11 protein-coding genes and 2 pseudogenes are annotated in these 9,686 nt (G+C 35.7%); 7 read left to right on the forward strand and 6 right to left on the reverse strand.

Translation table 11 applies throughout. The features are described from left to right. Together EKM64_RS10935 and EKM64_RS10940 are read left to right on the forward strand one after the other, a co-directional pair. Positions 1–96 (forward strand): annotated as a pseudogene (locus EKM64_RS10935) (IS30 family transposase); the annotation flags it as partial. Between the two features lie 110 nt (positions 97–206). Beyond that, positions 207–2,243 (forward strand): KUP/HAK/KT family potassium transporter, encoded by a 2,037-nt coding sequence (locus EKM64_RS10940; RefSeq protein ID WP_125678491.1) that lies wholly within the window; start codon positions 207–209, stop codon positions 2,241–2,243. 216 nt (positions 2,244–2,459) lie between these two features. Here the strand turns inward: EKM64_RS10940 and EKM64_RS11580 are convergent. Next, positions 2,460–2,708: pseudogene (locus tag EKM64_RS11580) on the reverse strand (transposase); the annotation flags it as partial. Beyond that, positions 2,692–2,859 carry a helix-turn-helix domain-containing protein gene (locus EKM64_RS11585; RefSeq protein ID WP_318530747.1) on the reverse strand — a complete coding sequence of 56 codons (168 nt, stop codon included), beginning with the start codon at positions 2,857–2,859 and terminating at the stop codon, positions 2,692–2,694. The pseudogene EKM64_RS11580 and the gene EKM64_RS11585, both read right to left, overlap by 17 nt. 11 nt (positions 2,860–2,870) lie before the next feature. Between EKM64_RS11585 and EKM64_RS11780 the strand changes: the two genes are divergently transcribed. Then, entirely contained in the window at positions 2,871–3,212 is a 342-nt protein-coding gene (locus EKM64_RS11780) for a transposase (protein ID WP_404825369.1), read from the forward strand. 232 nt (positions 3,213–3,444) lie between these two features. Here the strand turns inward: EKM64_RS11780 and EKM64_RS10955 are convergent, their stop codons facing one another. Next, positions 3,445–3,660 (reverse strand): hypothetical protein, encoded by a 216-nt coding sequence (locus EKM64_RS10955; RefSeq protein ID WP_003649837.1) that lies wholly within the window; start codon positions 3,658–3,660, stop codon positions 3,445–3,447. A 6-nt stretch (positions 3,661–3,666) separates the two neighbouring features. After that, positions 3,667–4,452: a ParA family protein gene (locus tag EKM64_RS10960; RefSeq protein WP_125678495.1), complete on the reverse strand. Its 786-nt coding sequence runs from the start codon at positions 4,450–4,452 to the stop codon at positions 3,667–3,669. Between the two features lie 576 nt (positions 4,453–5,028). Between EKM64_RS10960 and EKM64_RS10965 the strand changes: the two genes are divergently transcribed. From EKM64_RS10965 to EKM64_RS10975, 3 genes are all read left to right on the forward strand, one after another. Further along, positions 5,029–6,138, forward strand: a complete 1,110-nt coding sequence (locus tag EKM64_RS10965; RefSeq protein WP_125678497.1) for a replication initiator protein A — start codon at positions 5,029–5,031, stop codon at positions 6,136–6,138. Positions 6,139–6,287: 149 nt separating this feature from the next. Beyond that, positions 6,288–6,485, forward strand: coding sequence for a hypothetical protein (locus EKM64_RS10970; RefSeq protein WP_125678499.1), 198 nt, complete (start codon positions 6,288–6,290; stop codon positions 6,483–6,485). Between the two features lie 50 nt (positions 6,486–6,535). Next, the gene (locus EKM64_RS10975; protein WP_125678501.1) at positions 6,536–7,267 is read left to right on the forward strand and encodes a Fic family protein; all 732 of its coding nucleotides are present in this window, start codon (positions 6,536–6,538) and stop codon (positions 7,265–7,267) included. Between the two features lie 138 nt (positions 7,268–7,405). Here the strand turns inward: EKM64_RS10975 and EKM64_RS10980 are convergent, their stop codons facing one another. Both EKM64_RS10980 and EKM64_RS10985 read right to left on the reverse strand, forming a co-directional pair. Then, positions 7,406–7,684, reverse strand: coding sequence for a hypothetical protein (locus tag EKM64_RS10980; protein ID WP_125678503.1), 279 nt, complete (start codon positions 7,682–7,684; stop codon positions 7,406–7,408). A 19-nt stretch (positions 7,685–7,703) separates the two neighbouring features. Continuing rightward, on the reverse strand, positions 7,704–7,913 hold the full coding sequence (locus tag EKM64_RS10985; RefSeq protein WP_125678505.1) for a hypothetical protein: 210 nt from the start codon (positions 7,911–7,913) through the stop codon (positions 7,704–7,706). Positions 7,914–8,184: 271 nt separating this feature from the next. On the opposite strand from EKM64_RS10985, the gene mobQ reads away from it, so the two are divergent. Then, positions 8,185–9,686 (forward strand): MobQ family relaxase (gene mobQ, locus EKM64_RS10990; protein ID WP_125678507.1); only part of this gene is annotated, 1,502 nt, incomplete at its 3' end.

Below are 9,686 nucleotides of genomic sequence, written 5' to 3' on the forward strand. Positions count from 1 at the left end.
GAGATCCTAGCAGCACTTGAACTAATTAATCAACGACCATTAAAAATACATCATCAACAGACTGCCATTGAAAGATTTCGGGCTTGTTCGGATTAAACTTGTAATTTGCCAATTTATAATCTGCAAAACACAGTTGCTTTTCTTCGTATTTAGGATTAGTATTTTGCATGCCATATTTCAATAATTAGCGTTGGGGGCAAGCAAATATGAATAAGCAACTAGAACGTGTTTCTTTTGCGGGGGCACTTGTTACTTTAGGAATTGTGTACGGTGATATTGGCACTTCACCATTGTATGTTATGAATGCATTGATTGGTGACGCCGGTAAAATGGGAAATATTTCTCCCGATTACGTGATTGGATCGATCTCGTTGATTTTTTGGACATTAATGATCATTACAACGTTGAAGTATGTTGTCATTGCAATGCAAGCCGACAACAAGCATGAAGGCGGTATTTTTGCTTTATATGCCTTAGTTCGAAAAAATGCAAAATGGTTAATTTGGCCAGCTTTGATTGGTGGGGCGGCTATTTTGGCCGATGGAACATTAACTCCTGCAGTAACTGTGACTTCAGCCATTGAGGGATTAAAAAAACAACACCTTGGCCCTGTGGTGTTTAGTAATTCTCAACATAACGTCTTGATTATCACAACAGTTGTTTTACTCGTATTATTTATGATTCAACGTTTTGGAACAGGTGTGATTGGGAAATCCTTTGGACCAGTGATGATTTTATGGTTTGGCTTTTTGGCTGTCTTTGGAATCGTTAATCTAATCAATTATCCAATGATATTGAAGGCTATTTCTCCCTATTATGCAATTAAGGTACTCTTCAGTCCAGTTAACAAAGTGGGAATCTTTATACTTGGAAGTATCTTTTTGGCAACCACAGGAGCAGAGGCTTTATATTCCGATATGGGTCACGTTGGCAAGAAGAATATTTATGTAACCTGGCCACTAGTATATAGCACCCTATTTTTAAATTACTTAGGTCAGGGGGCTTGGATAATTAGACATGCAGGTGACACTGCTTACAGGCACTTATCGAACTTAAATCCCTTTTATGAAATGCTCCCAGGGCCTTGGCGCCTAGTTGGCATTTTGCTAGCCACACTCGCTGCAATCATTGCCTCTCAGGCGTTGATTACGGGTTCTTACACTTTAGTCGATGAAGCAATTGGCTTAAAATTTTTACCTAGAATGGTTATTAGACATCCAAGTAATATAAAAAATCAAATTTATATTGCAACTGTTAATTGGATACTATGTATAATAACAATCAGTGTAGTCTGGTTCTTTGGTAGTTCACAAAAAATGGAGGCCGCGTATGGTTTAGCAATCACTATTACCATGCTTATGACTACTGTGCTTTTGCATGAATTCTTAAAGAAACACCTGGCTAAGGGAGCAGCACTTATAATTGCCTTGTTTTTTGGTTTTATTGAGTTAATCTTTCTAATTTCAAGTTTGGTTAAGTTTATTCATGGCGGTTATGTTACGTTAACAATCATGTTGGGCATTCTTTATATTATGTGGCTTTGGTACTTTGGAAATAAACGAAGAGACCATTATGAGAAAGAAAGCGAGTATGTTTCACTTCTTGACTATCGTGATCAACTCTCTAAATTAAGCGAAGACAATACAGTACCTTTGTTCACGACTAACTTAGTGTATATGACTAAAATTAAGGGTGATTACCAAATTAAGCGTAGTACCATGTATTCTATTCTCGACAGACAACCTAAAAGAGCTAAAGTTTATTGGTTTGTTACAGTCAATGAAACCAATGCACCTTATGAAAGTAATTATACAGTTGATTTACTTGAGACGCATAATGTTGTTAACGTTCAATTTTACTTAGGGTTTAGGAAATCTCAATCCGTTAGTGTCTATTTACATCAAGTTGTAAATGATCTAGTGGAAAAAGGTATTTTAGAACCACAAATACCCACGTATTCAACAGAGCGACAACGGAAAGTCGGCGACTTTAAGTTTGTTATTATAAAGGAACAACCAGCAGATTTAATTGTCAATGATAAGTTAAGCTCGTTAGATAGAAGATTGATTGGCGGGCGCATCTATTTGCAGAAAATTACGGCCTCACCTATTTCATGGTATGGTTTGGAGTTTAGCAATGTAATAGAAGAAAGTTCTCCGTTATTTATTAATCAAGATCAGGATCAATACTTAATCCAAAAGAAAATTTATCATCGAGGCAGATTAAGTAAGACTGAAAAATGAGTATGCAGTAGTTTAAGTGCAACAACTAAGTTAGAAAAATTATATTTAGTTTTAATTAATGGTCTGATCTCAGTACTTTACTGAGATCAGACCATTTTTATTCATCGAAATGCGTTTAGTGTTTTACTATAACACGTATTTAGAAGCAACTTGTTTATATCTCTCGGTTTGTAAAAGTAAGTTAATGGCAGATTGCAAGAAATAACTTGAACGAATTTAGTGACGTAGATTAAGCAAGAAGATCTCGATTGGTGTATGCCAATTAAGGCATTTAAGTGGCCGTGAATTCAGATACCAATTGATTTGAACCAGTTGGTAATCACTTAGTTCTTCAATGGCTTGTCCCTTGGGAATAAACCGTCGCAAAACTCGGTTACGGTTCTCATTACTACCGCGTTCATGTGGTGAATAAGCATGGGCAAAATAAACCTGAGTACCTGTTAGCTGTTCAATTGTCTGGTAAGATGGTGGTCTTACTAAAGTCTAAGTAGTTAGCGATATATCGCAAGGAACGTCCTTCATTATGAAGCGTTTCAATGACAACACGGTTCTGGAATGATAAAATAGTGGTGCTCATCAAGGTCCTTCTTTCTAATGGATTGTGTGGTAACACCATTAAAGACCTTGATGGGTTTTTCTTTCCACTTAAATGTTCAACTTAAATTTTACAATCTGTCTAATTTAAAGCGTGGGTGGCAATATCAACACTGGTCGTATCAAAGCTTATTACGTCAACACGAAATTACTCAGTCGATGTCCCGTAAGGGAAATTGTTTAGATAATGCGCCAGCCGAAAGCTTCTTTAACTTGTTAAAACGTGAGTGTTTAAAGCGAATCAAGATTACCTCATTTCAACAATTTAAAATGGTTATTGATCAATATATCCACTGGTATAACAGCACGCGAATTTCAGTAAACAAAAAAGGAATGACACCGAATGAATATATTCGATATCATTCCAATCTTTAAAATTGAACAAAGTGTCCAACTTTTTTATGGCACTTCATACTTTTGGAATGGAAATACTTTCCAACACCAAAAATTCTAGACCCCTAAATTTGCGATCTACCACGTATGTTTAAATCAAATTTATTTTAAATATACCTTGTACAGTGAAGTTTATTGATTGTGTGATTTATGATAAAAGATTAATCTTTTATCATAAATCACACAATCAGTAATACATAAGTTAAGCTCAATCTTATTTACGTTTGGCAAGGCCTTCACGAATAATTTTTTCTAAGACATCAACAATTTTTTCGTCATTCTCAAAAGCGATGCGTTTAACTTCTTTATATGTGCTCATGCGAAGTTGAACGGTTTTAGTTCTTTCTGTTTCGAATTGGTATGGACTTTTTAGATTTTTAAGTTGTTCAGATGCCTTTTTACTAACTTTGTTTAAAAAATCTTCTGCCATGATAAATTACTCCTCTAACTTTTGAATTCTAAGTATTTGTTCATTAAGAACCATTTGGTACATTTGGATTGCTCTTTTATCCCAATGGTCTTTATTCCGTATTCCTTCATTAGCAAACGTTTTAACCCGTTCTTGAGTTCTAATTGAGTTTGAAAAGACCCCTTCGCCAAAAAAGTCTTTTGCTTGTGCAGAAATTTCAGTATCAACTTTTGCACGTGGCTTCATTAAGTACAATATGACACCAACTAACTGAAAACTTCCATTGTATTGTTCACGTAGTTCACCTAAATGCGTAGCTGTTTTTAAAGAACTTGTATATGACTGCTTTTGAGTTTGTAAGACAATTGAGATGAAATCTGAAGCCATGATTGCGTTATTAGTAAAGACATTTATTGTTGGTGGTACGTCAATAAAAATATAATCGTAATTTTGTTTTAACTTTGAAAGCATTTGTGGTAATAGAATATTACGTTTAACTCGACTAACTTTTTCTACAGCACCAATCCATAAAGACAATGTCCAATCTGTAGGAATCATATCAATTTGGTTTGTAACAGACACAATAGATTTAGACAAATTCCCTCCAAGAAGGCCCTCATATAATGAAAGTTCCGGCTTTAAATCGGCTTTATAAGTCTCCTTCATAATTTCAGTTGCATTTCCCTGGGGATCGAAATCTATAAGTAGTACTTTTTTCCCCTCTTGACCCAATAAATAGGTTTCCATTACAGTCAAGGTGGTCTTACCAACGCCACCTTTAAAGTTGAAGTTTAATAGTGTTTTCCCATTCATAGTAGCACCTACCTTTACATAAACATTTTACCATGATTTATGATTAATCACAAATTTTATATGATTTATGATTAATCATAAATCATATCCATAATACTATTTACTTAACCTTTGCAGAATGATATGCTTTGTTCATAAACAAAAAATCCCAATCCACTCGGGATTGGGATTTTTGCAGTATTGACAAGTAGCTATCTTGCAGCTACCTAGTCCAAGCAATTTTCACCGCCAAGTTAAAATTGCTTGAACAAATTGTAATCTTGTTTACGTGCTAATTATACTGCAAGCAAACCTTAAGGGCAAGCAAAGGTAAACTAATTAAAACGAAGATAAGACCAATGGACTAAGTAGCTAACTGAAGCTATTTAGTCCATTTTTGTTGTTAGAAATTAAAAAAAGTTGCCGACTGGGCAACTCACAAACAGACACATGCTGGTAAATTACAAAGCCTCAAGGCTAAATGAACGCCTTGTAATTCAGTTAGAGCATATCAGATTTGTATTTTAAAGCAAGTCAAATGTTTTAGCAACTCTCTTTTGAGACAGCGTGTGTCAGTCAAGAAAGGGAGTTTTTATTATGACAAAATCAACAAATTTTAATTACTATGAAGCAGATAACGTATATGGAGCCTTATTTTTCCAGTTTCCTAAGGTATTAATGTATGGCGAGCAATACAAGCATTTAAGCAGTGATGCTAAATTGGCTTATATGGTACTGAAAGACCGGCTAGAGTACTCTTTGCGTAATCATTGGGTTGATGAAGAAGATCACGTCTACTTTATTTTTACCAATCAAGAATTAATTAATCTGTTTAACTGCTCAGAACATAAAGTTATTAAAATAAAAGCTGAACTTAAATCAACTGGCCTACTCTTACAAAAGCAAATGGGATTTAACCCAAAGACTAAAAAGAATGAACCGAATCGTCTATACCTTTCTAAGCTCGATGTAAAAGCTACTGATGTTTATTTAAGGGGCGAATATGGGCAAAAAAAGCCTGAAACCCTTGCTACAAGCGGAACTGCAAAAAATGCAGTTCCGCAAGAGACCGTTGAAACCCTTGCTACAAGCGGAACTGCAAAAAATGCAGTTCCGCAAGAGACCGTTGAAAAAAGCCCTCAAACCCTTGCTACAAGCGGAAGTGCAAAAAATGCAGTTAATCTATATAAAGACTCTAAAAACATAGATACTAATAGATACAATATAGATACTCAAAAGTTGGACTTTTCCACAGCCAATTTCTCACCAGCAGAAATTCAAAAACAAAACCAGGATCTCATAAATCATGCTAATGACTTCTTAACTGATGAAGACAGTGGCTTACCGGTTTTCTTAGAACCCGAAGCCGTGCAATTACTTAGCTTCTGGTGCCGAACTCCGCAACAAATGCGGCGCTTTATTGGCATTATCTTAAACGCCAAATATGCTGTTGAAAAAGAACATAAGGATTTAGGCGTATGGATTCTATTAGATGACCCTGATTTAAAAAAAATGATGACCAAAACATTAAGACGCTATTTTAATGCCCTAAGAAGCGATGAGAAACATATCAAGAATGTTGAGAACTACCTGTACGGCACCATGCAAAACCTATTTGGTGTTTGGTGGAACCAACAAGCAGCTAGAGAATATGCGGCCAAATACCCTAAAGAACAAAATATTGATAACGAGCGTTTTTGGAATTAAACGTCATATTAGCTCGCTTAAGCCGTTTTAAGTTCTACATGCATAATTATATTAAAATCGTTTTAAAATTGCTTAGAAGCAAAAATGGGCACCCTTAGTGGCTAAATTGGCGATGACTGAACTAAGGGAATGTGAAAGGAGCTTTTTAAATGACCAAATCCAGCAAAGAAGTCGAAACAATTGATCAATTGTTGGCTGACCCATGGGCAGTCGATATTCAAGACATTTGGGAGCAAGAAGCTCATAATCCAGATCCTGATAAACGCGAGCTGTTTGACGCGTTACACACTTACCTCTTAGATAAACGCCAAGAGCAAATTATCAACGAAGAGCATTTTGTGATTTAACATGGACAGGTCAAATAATCAGTGACTGAAATAGAAAGGAGGCACAAAATATGGCTAAAACTCGAACATATATGGACAAGTATAAATTCACAGCTGCAGAAAACCAACGGTTTGCCCGAGCAAACTTTACCAAGTTAGTGCATACTAATGCTCGTTTTGAAGGCGTTAATACCACTTTGTCACAAACACAAACTATTATGGACGGTATGAGCGTAGCAGGAGTACCTGTTGAGGATATTTTGACGATTGTTAATTTAAAGCGTGGGTGGCAATATATCACTACTCAAAATTCCCCTTTAACGTTAACCATGGAAAAACAAATCAACAAGATTGTGGCAGCGGAAGACGCCTTAGTACCGGGAGAATTACGGCAAGGGAAAGGAGGAGTTGATTTAGGTAGTGAAGACTTTTTTGAACCACCTTTAATTAACGAAAAACAAGAACAATCCTTTTTACAAAAAATCTTGGCTGATCCACGAACGACGATTACTGATAAAGCATTGACTGTCATGTATCATAATATGCGCCAACAAATCTTTTGGGACGGGAACAAAAGGACGGCGACTTTAAGTGCTAATAAAATTATGATTGACGGTGGTGCAGGCTTAATCAATGTGCCGTTAGATAAGTGGGATCAATGGAACGAACTAATTGCCAATTATTATCAGACTAATGACATGACTAAAATTAAACAGTGGACATATGATAATGGTATTCAAGGATTACAAATTCGAGCAAACAAAAAGTTAAGTGCTAATGAATTAAACCAGATGTACAAGTAACTAAAAAAAACGGATAAATTAGAACTTAAACTAGTTGAAGACGAGATTAGTAAAAGAACCCAAAACCATCTCAAATACTTTGCTAAAAAAATCTAGAAGTTAAGCCAAAAAATAATCCTGAAAATAAAAACGATCGTCCTAGTTATTAGGTTGATCGTTTTTGAGTTTATTTGGTTTATGGGTATTAACGTAATCGGCAAATATTTTTAAAAGCTCTTCGGTTTGTTCAACCGAGAGATTATCAGCTTGAAAGTATTTTTCTAGCAAAGCCCCTTTTTGAATTAATCGGCGAGAACGGGCTTTGCGGGCTTGCCGATTTTCGTAGTATTTAGATTGCCGTAATTTAAAATCTTCTCGCTCAATTTTTTGTTTTAAACGCGCTTGTTGCTCAACTAGTTTTTCATATTGATTAGGCATAGTCATTACCACCTAACTATTATCGGTTATTTTGAGATTGATTTAAAAAGGCGGCAACTTTTTTAGCAATCATTTTAATCTGTGGAGTAGTAAGTGTCCCATACTCCAAATTGGCTGATCTAATGATTTGCTTACCGAGATTTTGTTCAATTTTATTTTTTTCAGCTTTAATCTTTTGATTAAGCTGTTTTAATTTGGCTTCTTGTTTTTCTAAGTTACTTTGAGACATAATGATCCCTCCAATCGTATTAAAAATAATCACCGACACTATATCATACAGAGAACGTTAAATCAAAGGATAGAAGTTGAAATAGCGAAGCGGAAGGCATACACTATAAGTAAATTTAGGGGAATCAGCAGGACGAGTGAAACGAGGTAAATGCGCACTTACACATAGAATAAATTCTATGTTGTGTTAACCCCATTAAAACCTGTATTAGAAGTCGCCGTTGGCGACAACAAAGTCAAACTCATAGAATCAAAGGAAGACGGTGACTAACATGGCAATTTTTCACATGAGTTTTCAAAATATTAGTGCTGGTAAAGGACGTAGTGCCATTGCTGGATCTGCTTATCGAAGTGGTGAAAAGTTATTCGATCAAAAAGAAGGACGAAGCTATTTTTATGCGCGTTCGGTTATGCCAGAAAGCTTTATTTTAACACCAAAGAATGCACCAAAATGGGCGAGTGATCGGGAGCAGTTATGGAATGAAGTTGAAAAGAAAGATCGTAAAGCAAACTCACGGTATGCAAAAGAGTTTAACGTAGCTTTACCGGTAGAATTAAGTGAATCCGAACAGAAAGAATTACTGACAAAATATGTGCAAGAAAATTTTGTTGATGAGGGCATGGTAGCCGACGTGGCAATTCATCGTGATCACCCGGATAATCCACATGCTCATGTGATGTTAACTAATCGGCCCTTTAACCCCGATGGTACTTGGGGATTAAAGGCAAAAACGCAGTACATTAAAGATGAAAATGGAAAGCAACTTCTAACTAAAAGTGGGTTCCCAAAACAAAGAAAAATTTGGTTAGTTGATTGGGATAAAAAGGAAAAAATTAATGAGTGGCGGCATAATTGGGCAACAAGTGTTAATCAGTCTTTAGCACAAAAAAATATTCCCGATCGAATTAGCGAAAAATCATTTGTCGATCAAGGAATAGATGATACACCAACTCAACATGAGGGAATTAATAGCAAGCGGTATGAAAGAAAAGAATTTAACCAACAAGTAAAAAACTATCGCAAGGCCAAAGCTAGTTATAAAAACAACCAAGAAAAAGTAATCAATAGAGGTCATTTAGATAGTCTAAGCAAACACTTCTCGTTTAATGAAAAACGGGTGGTCAATGAGTTAAGTCATGAACTGAAAACTTATATCAGTTTGGAGAGCCTAGATGATAAACGGCGCATGCTATTTAATTGGAAAAATAGCACCTTAATTAAACATGCAGTTGGTGAAGATGTGACTAAAGAATTATTGACAATTAACCAACAAGAAAGCTCATTAAAAAAGGCAGATGAACTCTTAAATAAAGTGGTCGATCGTACTACGAAAAAACTTTATCCAGAGCTTAATTTTGAACAGACCACACAAGCTGAAAGACGAGAATTAATTAAGGAAACCGAAAGCGAGCAAACAGTTTTCAAAGGCAGTGAATTAAACGAACGTTTAATGAATATTCGTGATGATTTATTGACCCAGCAATTATTGACCTTTACCAAGCGGCCATACGTTGGTTTTAAGTTATTAATGCAACAAGAAAAAGAGGCCAAAATCGATCTGAAATATACGCTAATGATCCACTCTGATAGCTTAGAAAGCCTAGAACACGTCGATAAAGGACTACTAGAAAAGTATTCACCAGCAGAACAGCAAACGATTACTCGAGCAGTCAAAGATTTGCGAACAATAATGGCGGTTAAACAAGTCATTCAAACCCAATACCAGGAAGTTTTAAGAAAAGCCTTTCCTAATGGCAATTTTAATGAACTCCC

The sequence above is a fragment of the Companilactobacillus keshanensis genome (assembly GCF_003946205.1).
Taxonomy (GTDB): Bacteria; Bacillota; Bacilli; order Lactobacillales; family Lactobacillaceae; genus Companilactobacillus; species Companilactobacillus keshanensis.